Origin of the sequence: Glaciecola siphonariae (genome assembly GCF_042652645.1) — a bacterium.
Taxonomy (GTDB): Bacteria; Pseudomonadota; Gammaproteobacteria; order Enterobacterales; family Alteromonadaceae; genus Glaciecola; species Glaciecola siphonariae.
Genome location: NZ_JBHSGU010000002.1, coordinates 581273 through 604015, shown reverse-complemented (window position 1 = coordinate 604015; position 22743 = coordinate 581273). Strand labels below are relative to the sequence as shown.

The 22743-nt window shown below is 44.7% G+C and carries 22 protein-coding genes and 1 tRNA gene; 7 read left to right on the top strand and 16 right to left on the bottom strand.

Annotated elements, in window-relative coordinates:
* Nucleotides 1-109: 109 nt before the first annotated feature.
* Nucleotides 110-201, bottom strand: a tRNA-Ser gene (locus ACFO4O_RS04105).
* A 255-nt stretch (nucleotides 202-456) separates the two neighbouring features.
* Here ACFO4O_RS04105 and ACFO4O_RS04100 point away from each other — a divergent pair.
* From ACFO4O_RS04100 to ACFO4O_RS04080, 5 genes are all read left to right on the top strand, one after another.
* Complete coding sequence (locus ACFO4O_RS04100; RefSeq protein ID WP_382406090.1) at nucleotides 457-1116, top strand: Bax inhibitor-1/YccA family protein; 660 nt, start codon at nucleotides 457-459, stop codon at nucleotides 1114-1116.
* Nucleotides 1117-1230: 114 nt separating this feature from the next.
* On the top strand, nucleotides 1231-1602 hold the full coding sequence (gene tusD / locus ACFO4O_RS04095; protein WP_382406089.1) for a sulfurtransferase complex subunit TusD: 372 nt from the start codon (nucleotides 1231-1233) through the stop codon (nucleotides 1600-1602).
* Nucleotides 1599-1967 (top strand): sulfurtransferase complex subunit TusC, encoded by a 369-nt coding sequence (gene tusC / locus ACFO4O_RS04090; RefSeq protein ID WP_382406088.1) that lies wholly within the window; start codon nucleotides 1599-1601, stop codon nucleotides 1965-1967. The genes tusD and tusC overlap by 4 nt, the downstream gene beginning before the upstream one ends.
* A 1-nt stretch (nucleotide 1968) precedes the next feature.
* A complete protein-coding gene (locus ACFO4O_RS04085) occupies nucleotides 1969-2334 on the top strand; it encodes a DsrH/TusB family sulfur metabolism protein (protein ID WP_382406087.1) in 366 nt (121 codons plus the stop codon).
* 2 nt (nucleotides 2335-2336) lie between these two features.
* The gene (locus ACFO4O_RS04080) at nucleotides 2337-2702 is read left to right on the top strand and encodes a TusE/DsrC/DsvC family sulfur relay protein (RefSeq protein WP_382406086.1); all 366 of its coding nucleotides are present in this window, start codon (nucleotides 2337-2339) and stop codon (nucleotides 2700-2702) included.
* A 149-nt stretch (nucleotides 2703-2851) separates the two neighbouring features.
* Here the strand turns inward: ACFO4O_RS04080 and serS are convergent, their stop codons facing one another.
* From serS to lrp, 6 genes are all read right to left on the bottom strand, one after another.
* Nucleotides 2852-4147 (bottom strand): serine--tRNA ligase, encoded by a 1296-nt coding sequence (serS, locus tag ACFO4O_RS04075; RefSeq protein WP_382406085.1) that lies wholly within the window; start codon nucleotides 4145-4147, stop codon nucleotides 2852-2854.
* Nucleotides 4148-4155: 8 nt separating this feature from the next.
* Entirely contained in the window at nucleotides 4156-4539 is a 384-nt protein-coding gene (gene crcB / locus ACFO4O_RS04070) for a fluoride efflux transporter CrcB (RefSeq protein WP_382406084.1), read from the bottom strand.
* Nucleotides 4536-5852 (bottom strand): replication-associated recombination protein A, encoded by a 1317-nt coding sequence (locus tag ACFO4O_RS04065; RefSeq protein ID WP_382406083.1) that lies wholly within the window; start codon nucleotides 5850-5852, stop codon nucleotides 4536-4538. The genes crcB and ACFO4O_RS04065 overlap by 4 nt, the downstream gene beginning before the upstream one ends.
* 4 nt (nucleotides 5853-5856) lie before the next feature.
* Nucleotides 5857-6507, bottom strand: a complete 651-nt coding sequence (gene lolA / locus ACFO4O_RS04060) for an outer membrane lipoprotein periplasmic chaperone LolA (RefSeq protein ID WP_382406082.1) — start codon at nucleotides 6505-6507, stop codon at nucleotides 5857-5859.
* Between the two features lies 1 nt (nucleotide 6508).
* Complete coding sequence (locus tag ACFO4O_RS04055) at nucleotides 6509-8956, bottom strand: DNA translocase FtsK (protein WP_382406081.1); 2448 nt, start codon at nucleotides 8954-8956, stop codon at nucleotides 6509-6511.
* A gap of 154 nt (nucleotides 8957-9110) precedes the next feature.
* A complete protein-coding gene (gene lrp, locus ACFO4O_RS04050; protein WP_382406080.1) occupies nucleotides 9111-9596 on the bottom strand; it encodes a leucine-responsive transcriptional regulator Lrp in 486 nt (161 codons plus the stop codon).
* Nucleotides 9597-9721: 125 nt separating this feature from the next.
* On the opposite strand from lrp, the gene ald reads away from it, so the two are divergent.
* Nucleotides 9722-10852, top strand: coding sequence for an alanine dehydrogenase (gene ald, locus ACFO4O_RS04045; protein ID WP_382406079.1), 1131 nt, complete (start codon nucleotides 9722-9724; stop codon nucleotides 10850-10852).
* Nucleotides 10853-10952: 100 nt separating this feature from the next.
* Here the strand turns inward: ald and pyrF are convergent, their stop codons facing one another.
* The 9 genes from pyrF to gyrA all read right to left on the bottom strand — a co-directional run bounded on the left by pyrF (nucleotide 10953) and on the right by gyrA (nucleotide 21391).
* The gene (gene pyrF, locus ACFO4O_RS04040) at nucleotides 10953-11693 is read right to left on the bottom strand and encodes an orotidine-5'-phosphate decarboxylase (RefSeq protein ID WP_382406078.1); all 741 of its coding nucleotides are present in this window, start codon (nucleotides 11691-11693) and stop codon (nucleotides 10953-10955) included.
* A gap of 70 nt (nucleotides 11694-11763) precedes the next feature.
* A complete protein-coding gene (gene lapB / locus ACFO4O_RS04035) occupies nucleotides 11764-12933 on the bottom strand; it encodes a lipopolysaccharide assembly protein LapB (RefSeq protein ID WP_382406077.1) in 1170 nt (389 codons plus the stop codon).
* On the bottom strand, nucleotides 12934-13194 hold the full coding sequence (locus tag ACFO4O_RS04030) for a lipopolysaccharide assembly protein LapA domain-containing protein (protein WP_382406076.1): 261 nt from the start codon (nucleotides 13192-13194) through the stop codon (nucleotides 12934-12936). It lies immediately after the preceding gene.
* Nucleotides 13195-13255: 61 nt separating this feature from the next.
* Nucleotides 13256-13534: an integration host factor subunit beta gene (gene ihfB / locus ACFO4O_RS04025; RefSeq protein ID WP_382406075.1), complete on the bottom strand. Its 279-nt coding sequence runs from the start codon at nucleotides 13532-13534 to the stop codon at nucleotides 13256-13258.
* 89 nt (nucleotides 13535-13623) lie between these two features.
* A complete protein-coding gene (gene rpsA / locus ACFO4O_RS04020; RefSeq protein ID WP_382406074.1) occupies nucleotides 13624-15294 on the bottom strand; it encodes a 30S ribosomal protein S1 in 1671 nt (556 codons plus the stop codon).
* Nucleotides 15295-15417: 123 nt separating this feature from the next.
* Nucleotides 15418-16098, bottom strand: coding sequence for a (d)CMP kinase (cmk, locus tag ACFO4O_RS04015; protein WP_382406073.1), 681 nt, complete (start codon nucleotides 16096-16098; stop codon nucleotides 15418-15420).
* Nucleotides 16099-16171: 73 nt separating this feature from the next.
* Nucleotides 16172-17455 (bottom strand): 3-phosphoshikimate 1-carboxyvinyltransferase, encoded by a 1284-nt coding sequence (aroA, locus tag ACFO4O_RS04010; RefSeq protein WP_382406072.1) that lies wholly within the window; start codon nucleotides 17453-17455, stop codon nucleotides 16172-16174.
* Nucleotide 17456: 1 nt separating this feature from the next.
* On the bottom strand, nucleotides 17457-18542 hold the full coding sequence (gene serC, locus ACFO4O_RS04005; protein WP_382406071.1) for a 3-phosphoserine/phosphohydroxythreonine transaminase: 1086 nt from the start codon (nucleotides 18540-18542) through the stop codon (nucleotides 17457-17459).
* 182 nt (nucleotides 18543-18724) lie between these two features.
* The gene (gene gyrA, locus ACFO4O_RS04000) at nucleotides 18725-21391 is read right to left on the bottom strand and encodes a DNA topoisomerase (ATP-hydrolyzing) subunit A (protein WP_382406070.1); all 2667 of its coding nucleotides are present in this window, start codon (nucleotides 21389-21391) and stop codon (nucleotides 18725-18727) included.
* 278 nt (nucleotides 21392-21669) lie between these two features.
* On the opposite strand from gyrA, the gene ubiG reads away from it, so the two are divergent.
* Complete coding sequence (gene ubiG / locus ACFO4O_RS03995) at nucleotides 21670-22389, top strand: bifunctional 2-polyprenyl-6-hydroxyphenol methylase/3-demethylubiquinol 3-O-methyltransferase UbiG (RefSeq protein WP_382406069.1); 720 nt, start codon at nucleotides 21670-21672, stop codon at nucleotides 22387-22389.
* Nucleotides 22390-22743: the final 354 nt, after the last annotated feature.

The following is a 22743-nucleotide window of genomic DNA, read 5'->3' as shown; positions in this document are numbered from 1 at the left end:
AATCCACCAATTGTATAAAAACACAGTCTGTATATTACAAAATAATATTACACATATATTACACAGGCCTAAAATAGAAAGGGGCTGCAATTATGCAACCCCTTATATTTGGCGGAGAGTGAGGGATTCGAACCCCCGGAACGTTTAACCGTTCGTCTGATTTCAAGTCAGGTGCATTCAACCGGGCTCTGCCAACTCTCCAGTGGTGCGAATATTAAAAGCGAACGGCTGTAATGTAAAGTGCAAAAAGAAAATTATCGTAAAAACCTGTGTCGATCGCACAATTTTCCGACATGTTTACATTTTTGAGTGAGTTATAATCGAAATCACTTGAAAAAGTGAACCAAACACCCTACTAATAGCCTAACAATTACTGGGCAATTTGCTCAGGTTAATTGCCCAAGTTATTAGCTAACTTAAGCATAACAACACTCAAGCACAATTTTGGAGAAAGAAATGGACAGGCGTACTATGTATTCAAGCGCGGCAGACCGACCAGCGATTGAAATTAATAAAGTACTTCGCAATACTTATATGTTACTCGCACTCACCGTCGCGTTTAGTGCCGTAACAGCAACGTTCTCAACAATGCTAAACATCGGGTTCGTAGGCTATTTTGCCATGATCATCGGTGCATTAATTAGCTTGTTCATTGTAAACAAAAAAGCAGACTCTGCATCGGGTCTTATTTGGGTATTTGTGTTCACCGGCTTACTTGGCGGTGCACTAGGCCCGATTCTTAATGTGTATTTAAATGCCGGTGCTGGACATATCGTGATGCAAGCATTAGCCGCGACCGCCGTGGTGTTTTTTGCACTGTCTGGATATGCTCTGGTTACCAAAAAAGATTTTAGCTTTTTAGGCGGATTTTTGACGGTAGGTTTGGTGGTAGTTATTGTGGGAATGCTGGCAAACTTGTTCTTGCAAATCCCTGCAATGAGCATGGCAATAAGTGCACTAGTGGTATTTATTATGTCGGGCTTAATATTGTTTGATACTAGCCGCATCGTAAACGGCGGAGAAACCAACTACATTCGCGCCACGTGCTCTTTATATCTCAATATTTGGCAGCTGTTTGTTCACATGCTGGCACTGTTAGGCATGAGCGAAGACTAGAATATAGTTTATATGTAAACAACGCCCCTTTTAAGGGGCGTTTTCGTTTCAGGTGGAAGGCGCTATACTAAGCGTATTCCAGCCCTTCTTTAGTTATATGAGTAAGCCTTCTACATGCCTCAGTCTTTTACCTTATTTGTAAGCAAAAGCCCTTATGACTCACGCAATGCTGAGTCTGCCTATGCTTTTTGCGTTGCTGCACTGGCTGCGGGGCATCGTATCAAACATATTTTCTTTTATCAGTCAGGCGTGAATAACGCTTCATCATTGCTCAGTACCAATACCGATGAGGTGTCGATGAAGCAAAACTGGCAGTCAATTAAGCAACATTACAATGTACCGCTTTATGTATGCGTAACCGCCGGAGCCCGCCGAGGAATCGATATCGACAAACAGATTAATGTGGCTGACGGGTTTGAGATGGTGGGAATGAGCGAATACTTCGCCGCCCTGCATAATAGTGCTATTAAGAGTATTCAGTTTTGAATCCGTATTTGCTTATCATTACTTGCCGGCCGCCCTATCACAGCAGCAGCGACATCGACGCGTTTGAAGCCGCGCTTGCTGCAAGCAATGTGGGCCTAGAGGTAAAGTTCTTGTTTAAAGACGACGGAATTTTACAGTTATTACCAAGCCAAGCGCCTGAGCACATCCATCATAAAAACACTTTCAAAAAATTGAGCGCCCTTCCCTTATTTGACGTTAGCGACATTTTTGTGTGCCACCATAGCGTGCGTGAACGAGACATTGTGCTTGCTGCCCCAGACGATTCGACTTTAAATTGGCAAATGTTAGATAAGGCTGCGGTTGTTGCGCTCATCCAGTCAGCGTCAAACGTATTGGTGTTTTAGCATGTTATTACAAGTATTTTGCAATCAATTTGAGCTTTTACAGCCATATGTTGAGACTCATTTGCAGGTCTATGAAGATGCAAAGGTGCAAACCAACACAGCCAAAACCTTATCTATAGTGCTGCTACAAGACGCGGTGTATCTTCTGCCTAAGACTATTGCTTATATCTCATCGCTATCGCACGTAAACGATGCAGATAATCTGTCAATTTATGTGCTTGAGCCAGACTATTTAGCCTCAGGGCTGGCTGGTCAACCCTCATACGTAAGTTGTTTAGGTGAGCGCGAGAATGTTGAAGTTATCAACCATACGCAGTGGGTAGACTTATGCGTTAAACATCAGCCGATTGTCAGTATTCAGGTATAAACATGACAACAGAACAAAATAACGATCAATCGAGCAATACGCTAATTGTCAACGGCGAACCCCTTGCCTTAGACAAGCACGGCTACTTACTCGATATTAATCAATGGAACGATAATGTTGCAAAAGCCTTTGCAAAGCAGGAAGGGATTGAGCTTAATGAGGCCCACTGGGAAATCATTTATTTTGTGCGCGAATTCTATCAGACCTATGACACCAGCCCCGCTATTCGAGCCCTTGTTAATGCGATGAAAATCAAATTTGGACCACAAGTTGGTAACAGTAGATACTTGCAAAGGCTGTTTCCTGACGGCCCGGCAAAACTTGCCAGTAAATTAGCAGGTTTACCCAAGCCCGCTAAATGCTTGTAGATATACGTTTAGATATAAGTTTAGCTATATATTTACATATAAGTGACATAGTTGCGCTATCTAACACCAAAAACAAAAAACGCCTTGGTTAACAAGGCGTTTTCGATAGTGTTTATCGTTCATCAATACTCGTTACTTGCTTGGCACGATTAAGCGGCAGGAATTTCAGTAACACCTTTCATGTAAGGCACCAAAGCTTCGGGTACCTTTATGCTGCCGTCTTCGCGCTGATTATTTTCCAGTACTGCGACCAAAGTTCTCCCCACAGCGAGGCCAGAGCCATTCAAGGTATGGATAAATTCTGGCTTTTTCATATCAGCAGACTTGTAGCGAGCCTGCATTCTGCGAGCCTGAAAATCCCCCATATTTGAACATGAGCTGATTTCTCTGTAGGTATCTTGCGCCGGCAACCACACTTCCAAATCGTAAGTTTTACACGCGCCAAAGCCCATATCTCCGGTGCATAAGACCACTTTACGATAAGGCAACTCCAGCTTTTGTAGAATTGACTCAGCGTGCCCCGTTAGCTCCTCTAATGCCGTCATTGATGTGCTAGGTTCAACCAACTGCACCATTTCAACCTTGTCAAATTGATGCTGACGAATAAGCCCTCGCGTATCTCTGCCATAGCTTCCTGCCTCGCTTCTAAAACATGGCGTATGAGCCGTCATTTTAAGCGGTAGTTCGTCAATGTTAAAAATATGGTCGCGCGCGATGTTAGTTAGAGGCACCTCAGCGGTAGGAATAAGCGACATGCCTTGGCCTTCTTCGGTGGCCGGCTTTGTATGAAATAAGTCTTCCCCGAACTTTGGCAACTGACCAGTACCATAGAGGCTATCGGAATTTACCAGATACGGAACATAAACCTCTTCATAACCATGAAATAAAGTATGTTGGTCAATCATAAACTGAGCTAGCGCTCTGTGTAGGCGCGCCACAAGCCCATTCATAACCACAAACCGAGACCCAGAAAGCTTTGCTGCAGTTTCAAAGTCTAGTCCTTTGCCTAAATTTTGAGCTAAATCAACATGATCTTTTACTTTGAAATCGAAGCTGGCGGGTGTTCCCCACTTTAAAATTTCAACGTTCTCGTCTTCGTTCGTGCCCACAGGTACATCTTCAGCGGGTAAGTTTGGCGTTTCTTGATAAAAAATGTTTAACGCGCTTTGTACATGCTCTAATGCTGACTTTGCTTGTTCTAGCTTTTCACCTAGCTCACCTACATGGGCTAAAAGTGGAGCGATATCTTCCCCTGCGGCCTTAGCTTTACCTATCGCTTTGGAACGTGTATTGCGTTCATTTTGCAATTCTTGTGTTTGCGTCTGAAGGTTTTTTCTACGCTCTTCCAATTCATTATATGCCGCTACATCTAGGGTAAAACCGCGACGGGCTAATGCTTCGGCTGTTTTTTCAATATCATTTCGAAGCAAACGTGGGTCTAACATATCTCTTACTATCCTTTCATTATTGTCATTGCACACCATACCGCTAACAAGCACAGGCACACATTAAGTATTACGGTTAATCCTGCTTTGAGCCACTCGCCTTGTTGCATCTGCAGAAACACTTCCATCGAAAACGTCGAAAACGTGGTTAAGGCACCAAAAAAGCCGACCATAACAAACAGCTTTATATCGCTATTTGCCTGTGTGTTATGCAAAAACCACGCATAAGCAATGCCTAAAAAAAACGACCCCACCACATTTACGCTAAGGGTAGCAAAAGGAAAGCCTTTGCCCAATAAATTTGTCACAATACTATTGGTAAAAAGGCGCAGCGACGCGCCAAGTGCGCCGCCAAGGGCAACGTATAAATAGGAAACCCACGTAATGCTCATTGAGTACCTCCGTCTTCTAAACTTTTTAAGTATGCTATTTTTTGCATAAGTTGCTTTTCAAAGCCACGCGGGTTGGGAGCATAATATTGCGTGGCCTCCATACCTTCAGGAAAATAATTTACGCCAACAGCATAGGCCTGCTCATTGTTGTGCGGATACTCATAGTGTTTACCGTGTCCCGCTTCTTTTGCTAAAGACGTTGGCGCATTACGCAAATGCAAAGGGACAGCGTGTTTATTATACCTCAAGGCATCACGTTTTGCCGCCTTAAAAGCATTATAAACGGCATTACTTTTTGGTGCTAATGCGCAGTAAATAACGGCTTGAGCAATTGCACGCTCGCCCTCAGCGCTTCCCACCCGATGATAGATATCCCATGCGTTTAAGCATATCTGAAGCGCCTTCGGGTCGGCATTCCCGATATCCTCTGAAGCAATGGCAAGCAATCGTCGGCAAATAGGCGTTACATCGGTGTTTGCCACCAACATCCGAGCATACCAATATAATGATGCATCTACACTGCTTCCGCGTATAGACTTGTGAAAGGCTGACAATAAGTCATAGTAATGATCGCCTTGTTTATCAAAAGCTGCGATTGACTCACCCACTGCAGCTTCCAATATTGCGTGTTCTATCACGCGTTCGCCATCTTCGTTCGCCTGCGCTAATTTGGCGGCAATCTCAATGCTGTTAAGGCATTTTCTTGCATCTCCGTCTGCGTACAGCACAAGCGCATCAAGGGCATCCTTACTAATCGTAAGCTTGCTGCTAAGGTAATTAGGCTGGGCACTTAAGTAGTTGAGCGCTCGAGTGCAAAGTCGCTGCATCGCCGCTGAGTCTATTGCATTGAGGGTAAATACTCGCATGCGAGATAACAACGCACGATTGATTGAAAACGCGGGGTTTTCGGTGGTGGCCCCAATAAGCTTTATTACACCGCTTTCAACATAAGGCAAAAATGCATCCTGCTGAGATTTATTGAAGCGGTGAATCTCATCAACAAAAACGATGGTGGTTTTGGCAAACATACCACTTTGCTGCGCTTGCGCATCGTGCGCAATTTGTTTGATGTCTTTTACACCGGCACTAATAGCAGATAAAACAATTACCTCGGCATCTAAGGTATTCTCAAATATGTGTACAAGACTGGTTTTTCCGCAACCAGGAGGACCCCATAAAATCATGGATGGGGTATCCTGTGCATCAGCAAGGCGCCGTAAAACGCCCTGCTCACCAGTCAGCGCCTCATTACCTACAAAGTCATCAAAACCTTGCGGTCGAAGTAAACTAGCGAGAGGGCCGTGTTCGCTCATGCGGCTATGGATTAGCCTTGCGCTGGTCGTCTATCAAATAGCTATTCGGGTAATTTGGCACAAAGGTATTTTGCGGGATTTCGGGGTTTAACACCCGATTTAAAAAAGTGATTTCGTTGCGTTGCTGCTGACGGTCCACCGATACTAAAGCGGCCAACACCTTGTTTTCAAAACTGAGTCGTAATTGCACAATATTGGTATTTACGTCTTTCGAATCAAGTACATAATCTGTACCGGCTTGCGACACGGTAATCCCTTGCCAAGCACTTTCATCGTCTGAAATTAGCAGCATCAACGGGTTATTATCGACGATGCTCTCTTGGTCAATCAAACTTACCTGCTCAACAAAATGATCAACATTGAAAATTACTTCACCGTCTGCAACAAACAGAGATTCATCTGGCTTACTCACTTCCCAGCGAAGTTGCTTAGGCTTATTCAGCCAAATTTTCCCTTCGCTTTGCTGCAAGACTTCGCCTTGAGCGTCTACAATTTTTTGCACAAAATCTGCTTTGTAGCTGGTGAGCTCACCCAGTATTTTCTTTAACGAAGCCTGTGCCTCGCTTTGTTGCGCCAATGATGAAAAACTCATCGTGCAAGCGAATAAGAGCACCAAGCCCTGACGACAAAGATGGCGAACAGAAAACATATGCATATTAATCCTTAGGTGGTGGCGGCGCGAGGACTTCGCGGTTTCCGTTATGACCGGCAGAACTTATGACGCCGTCCATTTCCATTTGTTCAACAATTCGTGCGGCACGGTTATAGCCAATACGAAACTTACGCTGGATACTCGATACCGAAACTTTCCTAGCTTCGGTAATAAAGGCAATGGCTTCATCGTAAAACGCGTCATAATCTTCACCGCCAGACTCTCCTTGTTCACCGGGCAAAAGAATTTCACCACCACTATCGCCATTGAGTATCTCGTCGATGTACTGAGGCTCCCCGCGAGCTTTCCAGTCGGCTACTACTGCATGCACTTCATGGTCGTCCACAAATGCACCATGTACGCGCGTGGTAATGCTTGTACCTGGTGGATTATAGAGCATATCACCCATACCGAGTAAGGATTCTGCGCCCTGCTGATCTAAAATCGTGCGTGAATCAATTTTACTGGAAACCTGAAAGGCAATGCGGGTGGGAATATTCGCTTTAATTAAGCCGGTAATGACATCTACCGACGGACGCTGGGTAGCTAAAATTAGGTGAATGCCAGCAGCCCTTGCCTTTTGTGCAATACGCGCAATCAGCTCTTCCACCTTTTTCCCGACAATCATCATCATGTCGGCAAACTCATCTACAATAACCACTATGGAGGGTAATTTTTCAAGCGCGGGGGCACTGGGCTCCATGCTTTGACTAGGTTGCCATAGCGGATCAAAAATCTGTTCGCCATTAGCTGCCGCTTCTGCAATCTTCTTATTGTAACCTTTGAGGTTTCGTACCCCTAACGCAGACATTAAACGATAGCGACGCTCCATTTCACCTACACACCAGCGCAGTGCATTCGACGCCTCTTTCATATCGGTAACCACCTCTGCAAGCAGATGGGGAATACCTTCATAAACCGATAACTCGAGCATTTTCGGGTCAATCATAATGAGACGAACATCTTCGGGCGTTGATTTATAGAGTAAACTTAGGATCATGACGTTTACGCCCACAGATTTACCAGAGCCGGTTGTACCAGCAACTAATAAGTGGGGCATTTTACCGAGGTCAACAACCACTGGATTACCAGAGATATCAGCGCCTAATACCATGGTGAGTGGCGAATCATTATTTTGAAACTCATCGCAGCCTATGACTTCGCTTAATCGCACCATCTCCCTATGCTTATTTGGAAGCTCCAAGCCAATGACTGATTTACCCGGGATAACCTCTACTACGCGCACCGAAATAGCTGACATCGCGCGCGCTAGGTCTTTCGCCAATGCTGTAATACGACTCACTTTTACGCCCGGCGCTAAATCAAGTTCAAAGCGCGTAATGACCGGACCGGGCAACACGTCTACTACCTCAGCTTGAATATTAAAATCAGCAAGTTTTGCCTCTAACAAACGAGAGACTTGGTCAAGCTCTTCTTGGGAGATAGGATTCTCTTTTTTATTGGCCCGTTCTAACAAGTCGAACGACGGCATAGGCGTCGACTCTGTTACAGGTGCTGATGCATGAATGGCGTCTGCTTGTGCCCCACCCTGCTGCTTCATGGTTTTCTTTGCTAGTACCGAATCGTTGTTTTTACTAGCATTTATAGATGTTTGGCTTATATCTTCAGAGGAGTCATTTGCGTTAAAGCGAGGGCCTAAGTCAACATCATTCTTATCTGATGCACTAAATGGCGGCAGTTCGTCATCAAATATCTCGTCGGGTATATCAAAGGTAGGCTCCACTTGACGCGGCGCGGGTGGCTCTGCGCGCAAACTGGTAATGGTCACCTTGGCTTTTGCAGCCGGTTCAGGTTTATCCTCGTCGCCTTCGCCGCGCTTAGGGCTGGGCAGCGATAATTGGCTTACCTTGTTTGGTAGGGCAATAATTTGCTTAGTAGAGGCGATGGTCAGGCTACCTATCGTGTCTACAATACTCATCCATGAAATACCTGTAGCCAAGGTAAAGCCTGTACAAAAAAAGCAAAGCAGCAGTAATACAGAACCAACAAAGCTGAAATGCGGCATCAGCGCAGCGCTTATTATGTCACCCATCGCACCGCCAGCAGATACACTATAAAAATCGTCGAAGTTAATGCTGGCGATACCCGTGAAACCAAATACTAAAAGCAGTACGCCAATGAGGCGCAGACTAATGGTTAAATAATCGAGTTCTTTTAGGTTGCGAAAGTGCAGAAAAATAAACCATCCCACAAACGCTAAGGCAAAAGGCACTAAATAGGCTGTGATGCCAAAAGTGAATAGTAAGATATCTGCACAATATGCGCCTACCGCTCCCATCATGTTTTGTACTTGAGAGCTAATGCCGGCTTGCGACCAGCCAGGATCGCTTGGATTAAAAGAGGCTAGCGCAACCAATAAAAACAATGCAAATGCACATGATATAATCATGCCCACTTCCATTATGCGCTGTATGCCTGACAATCGAGCCATATTGTTATTGTTATCTTATGCTTGAAGAAAATTTAAGGGTAAAAGATTAGCATATTTAACTGTCATATATCACCTATAAGAGCTTGTTTTCTGCTGTAAACGACATCTTTGAAACGGCAAGCAAATATAATAGCTACTCATATTCAAAGCTTATTTACTTTAAGTTAATTTTTATCTTAGCGGTGTGTTTTACTTCTTCCATCACTACATAGGTGCGTGACTCGCTTACACCCGGAAGCCTAAGTAAAGTATCGCCGAGGAGTTTTCTGTAGCTAGACATATCGGCCACTCGGGTTTTCAACAAAAAATCAAAATTGCCCGATACCAAGTGACATTCTTGTATATCTTCATGTTCTTGCACTGCCGCAGAAAATTCGGCAAATATGTCAACTGAGGTCTTTGTTAAGGTAATTTCGACAAACACCAGCATTGCCGCACCAAGTTTTTCGGGATTTAATCTCGCGTGATAGCTTTCTATATAGCCCTGCGACTCAAGCCGCCTTACTCGCTCTAAACAAGGACTTGGACTCAAACCCACAATCTTTGCTAATTCTACGTTCGATATTTTTCCGTTGTTTTGTAGCTCAGCCATTATACGGCGGTCGATACGGTCGATGTGCTTAGGTGTTTTTACGAGCATAATATAATGTTAATTTTTTGTCTATTTACCGAATAATACTCTGTAAATAAGCAAAATACGAAATTATTATTTTCTTTTTATTCGCTACAATGCGCGCTTTCATCATTATCAAAGAGCAATTAAATATGTTAGTGGGTGTACCTAAAGAGATAAAAAATCATGAGTATCGCGTTGGCCTAACGCCGGCAGCGGTCAAAGAGTTCGTTGCACACGGACACTCTGTAATTGTAGAAAAAGATGCGGGCACATCCATCGGCTTTCTTGACGAAATGTATGAAAATGCTGGCGCTCGCATTATTGAAACTGCACAAGAAATCTTTGCCGAAGCAGAAATGATAGTAAAGGTAAAAGAGCCGCAGCCTAACGAATGTTTGATGCTAAAAGAAGGTCAAATTTTATATACTTATTTGCACCTTGCACCGGATGCAACGCAAACCGAGCTGTTAGTTGCATCGGGCGCTACCTGCGTTGCTTATGAAACCGTCACCGATAATAAAGGTGGCTTGCCTTTGCTTGCACCGATGTCTGAGGTCGCTGGACGTATGTCTATTCAAGCCGGCGCACATTACTTAGAAAAAGCGCATGGTGGCAGCGGCACATTGTTAGGCGGCGTGCCGGGCGTTGCTCCTGGTAAAGTCCTCATCATTGGCGGTGGTGTTGTGGGTACGCAAGCTGCGAAGATGGCCGTAGGCCTTGGCGCAGAAGTTGTTATTTTAGACCGTTCACTCCCTCGTCTTAGAGAGCTAGACGATATCTTTTTAGGTCGCATTCATACTGTGTATTCAACTGAAGAAGCAATAGAACATTATTCATCGCGCGCTGATTTAGTCGTTGGTGCGGTTTTAATACCCGGTGCAGCTGCGCCGAAGCTTCTTAACGCAGAGCATATTAAAGCAATGAGGCCCGGTTCTGTATTGGTCGATGTAGCGATTGATCAAGGCGGTTGCTTTGAAACGTCAAAAGCAACCACTCATCAGGACCCTGTTTATATCATAGACGATGTCGTTCATTACTGTGTAGCAAACATGCCTGGCGGCGTTGCTCGCACTTCAACTATAGCCTTAAATAATGCTACCTTGCCGTTTGGTTTGGCACTGGCTAATAAAGGGGCGAAGCAAGCTATGTTAGATGACAAAAACCTACTTAATGGCTTAAACGTTCATAAAGGACTGGTAACATATAAAGCAGTCGTTGATGCACTTGGCAAGCAGCTTAATTTGACTTATTGCGACGCTGTTGAGGCACTAAATAAATAAGCTCAGCCCTTGATAAGAAAAGCGCAGCGGCGCTAAAAATCGCAAAAGAGGGGCAACGCATTGTTTACACGCGTCGCCCTTCCCTTACTCAAGGGTTTGCTTATGTTAACGAAGCGTTGATTTGCGCAAGGGCCTCAACCGGAGACGGTGCGTTTGTAATAGGTCTGCCAATCACCAAGTAGTCAACACCTGCCTGTATAGCTTGATTTGGCGTCATCACGCGCTTTTGGTCGTCTAGCGCGCTTCCAGCAGGACGGATACCGGGAGTAACTAAGCAAAAATTCTTGTTAACTCGTTCTCTTAGCATAACAGCCTCTTTTGCTGAACACACAACGCCATCTGCCCCAGAATTTTGCGCAAGTAAGGCCAATTCAAGGACTTTTGCCGCTATATCATTACTTTGGTAAATCGCTGAAAATTGACGCTCGTCCATACTTGTCAGTACAGTCACCGCAGTAAGTATTGGGGGGCTTACTCCAGCTTGCGACTGAGATGAATGTGCCGCCTCTTTTGCGGCTTGAATCATATCCTGACCACCGCAGGCGTGTACGTTGGTCATCCAAACGCCCAATTTGGCCGCGGCGCTCACTGCTTTTGCAACCGTGTTGGGGATATCGTGAAATTTTAAATCCAAAAACACATCAAAATCGCGTTCTACTAAATACCTAACCCAATCTGGTCCAAATAGCGTGAACATCTCTTTGCCTACCTTGAGGCGGCATTGTTCGGGTGAGAGCTGGTTAACGAGGGATTTCGCTCGGTCGATATCGTCAAAATCAAGCGCAATGACGACAGGAGATTTAGCGTAAGATAAAGAAGAAAGGTTTGAAGACTGGCTCACGGCGCCTACCCATTAAAAACTTAAAACACGATGTTTTAATTTTACCGCAATATAGAAAGTAACGCAGAATTTATTCGCCATCCAAGCCTTTAATCGGCTTGATCACAGACCATTTTTTGCATGATGGGCATAACCAATAAAGCTGACGACCCGAGAACCCGCAGCTATGGCAACGATATTTTGGTCGCTGTTTGATTTGCTTAACAATCAGCGTCTGCATTTGCCCTAAGCTTTGCTGTGTGCGTGTATCAGGTAGGGCTTCTTGATAAAGGCTCAATAAAGACTCAAACCCACGCATGGTAGGATGGCGGTCTAGCTGACGGTTAAGCGTTTCAATAGCCTCGTCTGTATTGCCTTTGCGTGCGAGTATTTTCACTTTTGAGATGTATGATGACGCACATTTTTGCCAATAAGGCTCTAACAGCTTTTCAAGCTTATCCCAGCCATCAATTTTGGCTGCACAGGTCTCTAGATGCGGGATAGCCTCGCTGAGCCAGTCAAGGTCTCGCTTAGGCACCTCTGCTAAGTAGTCCATTGCTTGCGCGTACTCTTCTTTTTGTATGCACAACTTACCTAATTCCAACCAAGCGCGTACCTCTTTGCCCTCAACCATAATGGCTTTCTTAAGAGTAAGCTCGGCGGCCTCTAGATCTTTTTCTTGTATCTGCTCTATTGCCTGTTCGCAATAAAAGTGGGCCAGCAGCAAGTACATAAATTCATCGTTAGGGGTAATTTTTAAGCTTCGGCTCGCAAGCTCAACGGCTTTGTGCCACTCTTTGGTTACCTGATAAATACTGAAAAGTTTGCCCTGAGCGGTGTTAAAGTGTTTTTCATCTTCTAAAAGCTGAATAAACACCCCTTCTGCTCGCTCTAGAAAACCGGCCAGCAGATAGTCAGTGCCCAACTCAACTAAGGCTAAGGCCTCTTGACGTTTATTGATTTCATCACGGCTAATCAGATTTTGGTGTACTCGGATAGCCCTGTCTAATTCGCCGCGGTGGCGGAAAAAATTACCCATTGCGATATGGGTTTCAACGGTATCGTTGTTTACACTTATCATCTTCATAAAGGTGTCTACCGCCTTGTCGGCTTGGTCAGACAACAGCAGATTGAGACCTTTATAATAGTGATTAGACAGTATAGAGGACTGTTTGCGCTGGGCACGGCGCAAACTGTTACGGCCCATTACCCAGCCATAAGCAGCTGCCACGGGCAAGAGCAAAAACAAAAACTCAATCATTTAGGTATCGACTTTGGCGAGTTTGTTGAGCTTTCGGGTAAGCAGCGTTACTTTTACTCTGAGGGCGAGGTATTTGGTCAATATTGTGCAAATGCCGACAATAAAGCCTGCACTCATCGACCATACCATAAATGTAGAAACGCGCATGTCTACTTGCGCAAGAAGATAATTGACACTGATAATTTCAGCGTTACGAGAGCCTACGACTATAGCAAGCAACACCAATAAAATGACAATGATGATGACGAGAATCGCTTTCATTAAGCTTCCTTACTAATTTGCTAATACAAGTTGGCTAAGACAAGGCCCATTTGTGATTAAGTTACAGGTCGACTCGGTCTCGTAGTTCTTTGCCTGCTTTGAAATGAGGTACATGCTTACCACTTAATTCAACCGTATCGCCAGTTTTTGGATTTCGGCCAACACGTGGAGCACGGTAATGTAGCGAAAAACTGCCAAAGCCTCGGATCTCAATACGATCACCGCGCTGAAGCGTTTGTGCCATTTGTTCTAGTAATTCTTTTACAGCAGATTCGAGCTCTTTGCCTTGAAGGTGTTGAACCTTATCGCCTAGACGTTCAATGAGTTCAGATTTGGTCACAGATAATCTCCTAAGTAAATCTTATGAGAGGTAACCTAAATGCAGGTGATAAAAAAGGAGCGGCAGAGAAGCCGCTCCTGATAGTACGATTACTCGCCTTTTGCAGCTTTAAATGCTTCTGCCATTGCGTTCGCAAATCCGGCATCGTCTTGTTTGTTAACTGTATCAAGGGCTTCTTTTTCATCCGCTTGATCTTTAGCTTTAACAGACAGGTTAACGATTCGGTTTTTACGGTCAACACCCATGAATTTCGCTTCAATGGTATCACCCACTTTCACGACGTCATTTGCGTCTTCCACTCTATCACGTGCAAGGTCACCAATACGAATATAACCAACAACTTCTTCAATAAGTTGTACCGTTACACCCTTAGCATCGGCCTCGATGACTGTTCCATTAACAATAGCACCTTTTTTATTATCTGTCAGATACTTATTGAATGGGTCTTCGTCGATTTGCTTAACGCCGAGTGAGATACGCTCACGCTCTGGATCAACTTGTAATACGACTGCTGAAATCTCATCGCCTTTCTTATAGTCGCGAACTGCTTCTTCACCCGCTTTCTGCCAAGAAATGTCAGATAAGTGAACAAGACCGTCGATACCACCGTCTAAGCCAATAAAGATGCCAAAGTCAGTGATTGACTTGATCTTACCAGATACCTTGTCGCCTTTTTCGTGCGACTTAGCAAACGTTTCCCAAGGATTATCGATACATTGCTTAAGGCCAAGAGAAATACGACGACGTTCTTCGTCAATCTCAAGTACCATAACATTTACCACATCGCCTAAATTAACCACTTTTGACGGGTGAATGTTTTTGTTGGTCCAATCCATTTCAGATACGTGAACTAGACCCTCTACGCCATCTTCAATCTCAACGAAGCAACCGTAGTCAGTCAGGTTAGTCACTGCACCGCTCAAACGTGAACCTTCAGGATAACGTTCAGCAATTTCTTGCCATGGATCGTTGCCCATCTGCTTCATACCAAGTGATACGCGAGACTTTTCTTTATCGAATTTCAATACTTTAACGTTGATTTCGTCGCCAACATTCACAATTTCGCTTGGGTGTTTAACACGTTTCCAAGCCATATCGGTAATGTGAAGAAGACCGTCTACACCGCCTAAATCAACGAATGCGCCGTAATCTGTTAGGTTCTTAACGATACCTTTAACTTCATCACCTTCTTCAAGGTTTTGAAGCAATTGATCACGCTCTGCGCTGCTTTCTGCTTCGATTACCGCACGACGAGATACAACTACGTTGTTGCGCTTAGCATCTAGCTTAATAACTTTAAATTCTAACTCTTTACCTTCTAGGTGAGTGGTTTCGCGTACAGGGCGAACGTCAACTAGTGAACCAGGTAGGAATGCACGAACTGTGTTCACTTCAACCGTAAAGCCGCCTTTGACCTTACCGTTAATCACACCAATGATCGTTGCTTTTTCATCGTATGCTTTTTCAAGCTCAACCCAAGCTTCGTGGCGCTTGGCTTTTTCACGAGAGAGAATTGTTTCACCGAAACCGTCTTCTACTGCGTCTAGTGCCACGTCTACCGTGTCACCCACTGCGATTTCTAATGTTCCATCAGCTGCTTTGAACTGCTCAACTGGAATAGCACTTTCTGATTTAAGGCCAGCATCAACAAGCACAATGTCCTTGTCTATTGAAACCACGGTACCTTTAACGATTGCGCCTGGACGCGTTTCTAGCTGGAGTAAGCTTTCTTCAAAAAGTTCTGCAAAATTTTCAGTCATATTCACATTCAATGTTTAGTCCGCCAATTCAATCCAGAATTACGGGGTTATTAATAAGACCTTTTTCATCCTAAAATCGGTCGCTAGCGTGCAAAAAAATGCACTTAAATTGCAATTTTGATCTTAAGGAAACAATTTACTATCTATAAATTGTTTCGCTTTTTCAAATACTTGAGTGATGTTTAAATCAGTTGAATCAATCTCAAAAGCATCTTCAGCAGCAACAAGCGGCGCAGTCGTTCTGTTTGCATCACGCTCATCTCTTGCTTGTATATCAATCAAAAGGCGCGAGATCTTAACATCATGCCCCTTATCTTTCAACTGTTCATATCTACGTTCTGCGCGGGCTTGGGCGGAAGCCGTTAGGAAAATCTTGGCGTTGGCATTCTGAAAAACCACCGTACCCATATCACGACCGTCTGCGACTAAGCCGGGCATCTGGGCAAACCCTCTTTGGCGACGCAGCAAAGCTTCTCTTACAACGGGAATGGCTGCAACTTGCGAAGCAGCGGAACCCACCTCTTCGGTGCGTATGTCATCGCTGACGTCTTCGCCCTCCAGTACCACTCGGGTAATCTTGTCTTGGGTAATAAACGATACGTCCAAACCAGTAGCTAAGGGCACCAACGCGTCTTGGTCGTCTAAGGATATGCCGTGATGAAGCGCGGCAACGGCTAACACTCGATATATCGCACCGCTGTCTAAGAAGTGCATTTGGTAAGCTTCGGCGAGCATTGCGCTCAAAGTGCCTTTACCGGCACCACTTGGTCCATCTACCGTAATAATCGGTATTTGTTGGGGCATGGGAATTGCTCGTTGCTAAAAACGCGGCAATTATACGCGCATGCAACAGAAGTGCAACGCGCGTTCACTACCTTTATTTACTCACCGAGGCAAATACGTCAAAAAAGTTTGGAAAGGTTTTGGAGGTGCATTTAGGGTCGTTAATTGTGATTCCGCACTGGTCATCAAGGGCGAGAAGAGCAAAACACATGGCCATGCGATGATCGTCATAGGTATCAATGCATGCGTGATTGATTTGCTGGGGTGGCGTTACGCTAATATAATCCTCCCCCTCATCAACGCTCGCACCAACTTTTCGTAGTTCAGTGGCCATGGCGTGCAGTCTGTCGGTCTCTTTTACCCGCCAGTTGTAGATATTTCGAATAGTCGTTGTGCCCGACGCAAATAATGCGGTGGTGGCAATGGTCATTGCAGCGTCAGGAATATGGTTAAGGTCTTGATTGATGCCACGAAGCTCTCCCACACTTGCGGTAATAGCGTGATCATCCCAAGTAATAGTTGCCCCCATATCCTCTAGCACATTGGCGAATTTAATGTCCCCCTGTACCGATTGACTGCCAACACCTACCACCTTAATTGAACCGCCCTTTATTGCAGCGGCGGCTAAAAAGTATGAGGCGGAGCTCGCATCACCCTCTACCCAAAAGCTGCCGGGTGAGCGATACTGCTGGTTTGCTGCAATCACAAAGCGTTGATAGTCCTGATTTTCAACCTGCACACCAAATTTAGTCATACTATCGAGCGTAATATCGATGTAGGGTTTAGACACCAAAGTTCCTTTTATATCTATCGTCACTTTTTCATCTAGCAAAGGAGCAGCCATCAGCAAGGCCGTTAGAAATTGGCTTGAAACCGAGCCATCAACACTAAAGTGGTGTGTATGAATGTTCGCGCTTTGAATAGCAACGGGAGGAAACCCGTTGTTTTTAAGATAGCGAATATCTGCACCGGCCTCAATCAAGGCATCCGCCAAATCGCCAATAGGACGCTCTTCCATCCTTGGCTCTCCGGTGAGTATCACGTTCACGTCTGAAAACGCGAGTGCTGCACAGAGCGGTCGCATCGCAGTACCGGCATTTCCTAAAAACAATTCCAGTGGGTTATCGCAAACAAATTTACCGCCAATTCCAACAATCGTGCACTGTGTTTTATCGTCCGACAAGGCGTACTTCACCCCAAGCTGCGTTAAAGCGTTTAGCATGTGACGGATATCATCACTGTCGAGTAGGTTATTTAGCTGAGTTTCACCATGGGCAAGCGCTGCCAATAATAACGCTCGGTTCGACAGACTTTTTGAGCCAGGCAATCTCACCTCGCCTTCTACTTTTGAAATGGGAGATAGATATAAGCTTTCCATGCTAGGCATTCGTCCTTTCAAATTCTTGCATAAACGACACTAAGGCCTCAACACCTTCAAGCGGCATTGCGTTGTATATACTGGCGCGCATTCCGCCAACAAAACGATGTCCTTTTAAAGCAACGAGCCCCGCTTCTTCGGCTTTTTCTAAGAATAAACTATCCAAGCTGCTGTCAGCTAATTGAAACGTAACGTTCATTTTAGAGCGGTTTGAGGGGTCGATTTTATTTCCATAAAAATCAGAAGCATCAATACATGAATAAAGCAGCTTCGCTTTTTGCGTATTTATCTTTTCTATGGCTTGCACGCCGCCCTGCTCTTTTAACCACTCAAATACCAAACCGGCTAAATACCATGAAAATGTGGGCGGTGTATTGTACATGCTGTCGTTATTCACTTGCTGCTGATAGTCAAAAACCGCAGGGGTGTCTTTTCTTGCAAAACCTAACAAATCATCTCGAATAATAACCACTGCCAAACCCGACGGACCGATATTTTTTTGTGCACCGGCGTATATAATGCCGTAGTCAGATACATCGATAGCCTTGCTTAATATATTGGATGACATATCAGCCACGATGGGTACGTCCTGTGATTTTGGCACCCAGTTAATTTCAATACCGTCAACGGTCTCGTTTGGACAATAATGAAAATAAGCGGCTTCGGGATTGATATCCCAATGCTCTTGATTCGGCACCCATAACATATTATCGCGTGTTTGTGTTTTTGCTACCACCTCAGCGCTCATGTACTTTTCAGCTTCGGCTACCGCAATTTGCGACCACTGTCCTGAGACTAAGTGTTGAGATAAATCTCCTCGCTGAGCAAGGTTCATTGGCACCGAAAAAAACTGACCGCGCCCACCGCCCTGCAAAAACAAAACCTTATAGTTGTCTGGAATATGCATGATGTCACGCAGGTCACGCTCGGCCTTTTCAGCCACTGCCATAAAAGGTTTGCCTCGATGGCTAACTTCCATGACGGACGTACCTTGGCCATTCCAATCAAGAAGTTCAGCCTGTGCTCGTTTGAGTACTGGCTGCGGTAAGGCTGCTGGCCCGGCGCTAAAATTAAACTTACTATGCATATCGTGTCTCAATATATTTCAAAAGTGCGCAAAGAAGGGCAAGTAAGTAAAACCGTCCACTTCCAAACACACCTGTACAAACACAAAACAAGCGACCTAACTGAGTCGCTTGTTTCACTTTTTATGTGTCTTACTAACTTTTACTATCAGAGCTTACCATCAGACCTTACTACCGAGCGCTGTTATGCGTCGGGGGTGTCGTCATCGGTATCTCCATTTGCTTCAGCATTAGCCTGAGAATCATTAGACTCACCTGCCATGGTAGCTTCCTCAGCGGTCTCCGTCACAATAGGGTTGCCATCTTCATCTAGTTCGATAACTTCCTCTACTTCTTCAATCCGCTGTAGGCCAACTACCCGCTCACCTTCAACAGTTCGAATTAAGCGCACGCCCTGCGTATTTCGACCCACCGTTGATACTTCAGCGGCACGGGTTCTCACGAGCGTACCTTGGTCAGAAATCAGCATAATCTCGTTAGTTTCGTCTACCTGAACGGCGCCTACTACTGCACCATTGCGTTCAGATACCTTTATAGAAACAACGCCTTTTGTTGCTCGGCTTTTAGTTGGGTATTCGCCAATTGGAGTGCGCTTGCCGTAACCATTTTCGGTAGCGGTTAGAATGTCGCCCTCTTGATTTGGTACAATCAACGATACGACAGCTTCGTTATCAGCGATTCTGATACCACGAACCCCCGTTGCTGTTCGACCCATGGGGCGAACGTGATCTTCACTGAAGCGAACGACTTTACCGGCATCAGAGAACAGCATAATTTCTGAACTACCGTCGGTCAAATCAACCCCTATTAGCTCGTCGCCCTCGGTAAGATTAACTGCAATAATGCCGTTTGCTCGAGGACGCGAATATTGCGTAAGCTCAGTTTTCTTCACAGTGCCCTTACGAGTCGCCATAAATACATAATACCCTGCCTCAAATTCTTTTATAGGCAATATGGCGGTGATTCTTTCACCTTCTTCAAGCGGTAAGATATTAACAATAGGTCGTCCGCGCGCATTTCTACTGGCCAGTGGTAGGTTATACACCTTTAACCAATACAAGCGGCCTCGGGTAGAAAAACAAAGAATATGATCATGTGTGTTGGCAACCAGTAGCTTCTCAATGAAGTCTTCATTTTTCATCTTAGTGGCTGACTTACCCTTGCCACCGCGACGCTGCGCTTCATAATCAGACAGTTTCTGATACTTGACATATCCCTCACGCGAGAGAGTAACAACAACTTCTTCACGCTCAATCAAATCTTCAATATCGATATCATGTGAGGCCGCGGTTATTTCGGTGCGCCGCTCATCGCCATATTCGTCACGAATGGCGACTAATTCTTCCGCGATGACTTCCATTAAACGCTCTGAGCTTGCAAGAATACGCAATAACTCGGCAATGACGTCTAGTAAGCCGCGATATTCCTCAAGAATTTTGTCGTGCTCAAGTCCGGTTAATTTGTTCAAACGCAAATCAAGAATGGCTTGCGCTTGCTCTTCGGTAAGATAGTAGCTTCCATCACGTATTCCATACTCTGGAGCAAGCCAGTCGGGACGAGCGGCATCGTTACCCGCTCGTGATAGCATTTCCGCTACATCACCTAATTCCCAAGCTTGAGCGATAAGCGCTTTTTTCGCGTCCGCTGGGCTGTTCGACCGTTTAATCATTTCAATGATTGGGTCTATGTTGACAAGGGCAATGGCCAAGCCTTCTAAGATGTGTGCACGGTCGCGAGCTTTTCTAAGCTCAAACACCGTTCTGCGCGTAACGACTTCGCGACGGTGTAATACAAACAGCTCAAGAATTTCTTTAAGGTTGAATACTTTTGGTTGGTTGCGGTCAAGGGCAACCATATTGATGCCAAATACCGTTTGTAACTGCGTATTTGCGTATAAATGGTTAAGTAAAACTTCAGCTGACTCATTTCGCTTAACTTCAATCACGATGCGCATGCCGTCTTTATCAGACTCATCGCGCAGCGCCGAAATACCTTCAACGCGTTTTTCTTTTACCAGCTCGGCAATCTTTTCAATCAGACGCGCCTTGTTTACCTGATACGGTATTTCATGAACAATAATGGTCTCTTTACCATTTTCTTCTTGCTCAATTTCAGCTTTTGCTCGTAAATATATTTTACCCCGTCCAGTCTTATAAGCGCTGATAATACCTGCACGGCCGCTTATCATTGCAGCTGTTGGGAAATCTGGGCCAGGTATATGTTCTAATAATTCTTCGAATGTAATGTCTGGGTTTTCAATCAGCGCTAAACACCCGTTCACCACTTCTGTTAAGTTATGCGGCGGGATGTTTGTCGCCATGCCCACAGCAATGCCGGATGAACCATTCACCAATAAATTGGGCACTTTGGTAGGCAGAACCTCGGGTATGAATTCCGTACCGTCGTAGTTTGGCACAAAATTCACCGTCTCTTTTTCAAGATCAGCGAGTAATTCGTGGGCAATTTTTGCCATTCTGACTTCGGTGTAACGCATAGCTGCAGCCGAATCACCGTCAACCGAGCCGAAGTTACCTTGGCCATCTACCAACATGTAGCGTAGCGAGAAGGGCTGCGCCATGCGGACAATAGTGTCGTATACTGCTGAGTCACCGTGAGGATGGTACTTACCGATTACGTCACCTACGACGCGAGCAGATTTTTTATAGGGTTTATTAAAGTCATTTTTGAGTTCATTCATCGCAAACAAAACGCGGCGATGAACAGGCTTTAAGCCATCTCGTACATCTGGTAGAGCACGTCCTACAATCACGCTCATTGCGTAATCAAGGTAGGAATTTTTAAGCTCTTCTTCTATATTAATCGGGGAGATACTTTTGGCATTGTCAGTCATGAACTGAATGATCCTTATTGTTGTGGAGAGTTGTTCTGACCCTACTCATTCCAAAAATGAGCCTTAGTCTGAAAATCCATTGAGGATGTGCGCGTCACCACTTTGTTTTATCATCGTATTTTCAACTCCCGATACTAGCACTATAGGCGTAAAAAATGTAGCGCATTGTGCGCGATATTTTGAATTTATTTTGTGACTTATCAAGCCCCTATAAAGGCAAGATAAAAGGTGCAATAATCGCACTATCGCTTATAAACGCAATAAACTGGATAAGGGTAATGTCAAACATAGATGCTCAAGAGCTGTCAAAATTTGCAGATTTAGCAAGTCATTGGTGGGATCGCAACGGTGAATTCAAATCACTTCATGACATCAATCCCCTACGCGTTGAATATATTGAAAACGCTTGTGAAGGGTTGTTTGATAAAACCGTGCTAGATGTTGGTTGCGGTGGCGGAATTTTATCGGAGGCGCTCGCCGAACGGGGAGCTAAAGTGACTGGTATTGATATGGTTCAAGCTTCATTGGATGTTGCCCAACTGCATCGATTGGAGTCGGAACTCAACATCGACTATCACCTCACCACTGCTGAAGACTGGGCGCAACAAAAAGCGCGTCAATACGACTTAATTTGTTGTTTAGAAATGTTAGAACATGTACCTGACCCAGAGGCAATTGTGCGCGCTTGTAGTGAAATGGTGAAGCCTGGCGGTACCGTTGTTTTTTCTACACTCAATCGCAACATGAAGTCCTATCTGATGGCCATCGTTGCTGCTGAATTTGTGTTTCGTATGGTGCCTAAAGGTACCCATGACCACAGTAAATTTATCCAGCCGGCAGAACTTATTCCTATGATTGAGCGCAGCGGCCTACAGGCCAAAGAGATGACCGGTTTGCATTTTCAGCCCTTGCTGCAAAAATATTATCTGTCGGATAAAAACGTCGATGTAAACTATTTTGTGGTGTGCGCTGCGCCGGAACTATCTACACAAAAGTGATTGAATAAAAAGCGCAGTATATTGATGAAAGGATCATCATTTCGTTATCACATTTTGGACTAATAAAATGGATGTTAGAATTTAATATTTTTTTGTTTTTACCGTAAAAACACTTGCAAGAAATAAAGAGCCCTTTCACATTAATCTTATCGGTTAGCTCCTACTAACCTAAATCCACTGTTAATGATTCTTGACACCTAAACACTAGATATAGTGGTTGCAATACCACTCAAGACTCACTATCTTGTGTCTGTTGAGTTTATTCGTCCATTACATGGATATCAGACGTACCTGCTGGCGGAATTTCAAATACTCAATCTTTTACGCGCTAAGAAACACATCAAGCTGGGCTCA

Coding starts and splice junctions, on each gene's coding strand:
- ubiG (WP_382406069.1), top strand. CDS start 21,670: ATGTCAAACATAGATGCTCAAGAGCTGTCAAAATTTGCAGATTTAGCA.
- ACFO4O_RS04055 (WP_382406081.1), bottom strand. CDS start 8,956: ATGGCTCGATTGTCAGGCATACAGCGCATAATGGAAGTGGGCATGATT.
- lolA (WP_382406082.1), bottom strand. CDS start 6,507: ATGCATATGTTTTCTGTTCGCCATCTTTGTCGTCAGGGCTTGGTGCTC.
- serC (WP_382406071.1), bottom strand. CDS start 18,542: ATGCATAGTAAGTTTAATTTTAGCGCCGGGCCAGCAGCCTTACCGCAG.
- cmk (WP_382406073.1), bottom strand. CDS start 16,098: ATGCCCCAACAAATACCGATTATTACGGTAGATGGACCAAGTGGTGCC.
- rpsA (WP_382406074.1), bottom strand. CDS start 15,294: ATGACTGAAAATTTTGCAGAACTTTTTGAAGAAAGCTTACTCCAGCTA.
- ACFO4O_RS04085 (WP_382406087.1), top strand. CDS start 1,969: ATGTTATTACAAGTATTTTGCAATCAATTTGAGCTTTTACAGCCATAT.
- ACFO4O_RS04080 (WP_382406086.1), top strand. CDS start 2,337: ATGACAACAGAACAAAATAACGATCAATCGAGCAATACGCTAATTGTC.
- ACFO4O_RS04065 (WP_382406083.1), bottom strand. CDS start 5,852: ATGAGCGAACACGGCCCTCTCGCTAGTTTACTTCGACCGCAAGGTTTT.
- aroA (WP_382406072.1), bottom strand. CDS start 17,455: ATGGAAAGCTTATATCTATCTCCCATTTCAAAAGTAGAAGGCGAGGTG.
- ald (WP_382406079.1), top strand. CDS start 9,722: ATGTTAGTGGGTGTACCTAAAGAGATAAAAAATCATGAGTATCGCGTT.
- ACFO4O_RS04030 (WP_382406076.1), bottom strand. CDS start 13,194: ATGAAAGCGATTCTCGTCATCATCATTGTCATTTTATTGGTGTTGCTT.
- lrp (WP_382406080.1), bottom strand. CDS start 9,596: ATGCTCGTAAAAACACCTAAGCACATCGACCGTATCGACCGCCGTATA.
- tusD (WP_382406089.1), top strand. CDS start 1,231: ATGCCTCAGTCTTTTACCTTATTTGTAAGCAAAAGCCCTTATGACTCA.
- serS (WP_382406085.1), bottom strand. CDS start 4,147: ATGTTAGACCCACGTTTGCTTCGAAATGATATTGAAAAAACAGCCGAA.
- crcB (WP_382406084.1), bottom strand. CDS start 4,539: ATGAGCATTACGTGGGTTTCCTATTTATACGTTGCCCTTGGCGGCGCA.
- gyrA (WP_382406070.1), bottom strand. CDS start 21,391: ATGACTGACAATGCCAAAAGTATCTCCCCGATTAATATAGAAGAAGAG.
- ACFO4O_RS04100 (WP_382406090.1), top strand. CDS start 457: ATGGACAGGCGTACTATGTATTCAAGCGCGGCAGACCGACCAGCGATT.
- lapB (WP_382406077.1), bottom strand. CDS start 12,933: ATGATTGAGTTTTTGTTTTTGCTCTTGCCCGTGGCAGCTGCTTATGGC.